General features: G+C 35.0%; 2 protein-coding genes. Both read right to left on the bottom strand.

Going from position 1 to position 555, the window contains the following annotated elements; translation table 11 throughout:
• On the bottom strand, positions 1-260 hold a 260-nt coding region (trwL, locus tag ACFIK8_RS12930), incomplete at its 3' end, for a VirB2 family type IV secretion system major pilin TrwL (RefSeq protein ID WP_375669651.1).
• 160 nt (positions 261-420) lie between these two features.
• The coding region (locus ACFIK8_RS12925) for a TrbC/VirB2 family protein (RefSeq protein ID WP_375669652.1) at positions 421-555 on the bottom strand (135 nt) is incomplete at its 5' end.

Raw genomic sequence — 555 nt, 5'->3', positions numbered from 1 at the left:
ATTGCCCACCGTATGAATGTATCTTTTTCAATATAGCGTCCTGCATAACCAATTGCTAAGCATAAAAGTATAAGAGCAGCGGCGATAGGTATAATTTTCGTAGTAAGTTCAGTCTTCAGCTTTTCTAGAACAGTTTTAGCGTTATTTAGAGCTTGTGCTTGAGCATACGCAGGATAAGCCATAAAGAACACGGTTATAGCTGCAGCAATTGCGATGCTTTTGTCGTTACTTTTTGATTGTAGATTGTCTAATTGTTTCATGTTTCTTACTCTTATTACAATTACTCATAACTGACGTTCTTTTTTGGTATCAGTAAGATTACCGTTATTCTATCTACGACTGATGGATACGGTGCTCATTTTTTAATAAAAAGAACATTTTGTATCATTCTAATTCCATTATTAATTTTTGAAGAACGTATTAGCTTGTGAACAACATATTAGCGATTTGAGTTGCTGAACCAGCGATGATAACACCGATTGCCCACCGTATGAATGTATCTTTTTCAATATAGCGTCCTGCATAACCAATTGCTAAGCATAAAAGTATAAGAGC

The sequence above is a fragment of the Bartonella sp. MR168JLCBS genome, from assembly GCF_042194175.1.
This window is presented reverse-complemented; position numbering and strand designations above follow the sequence as displayed.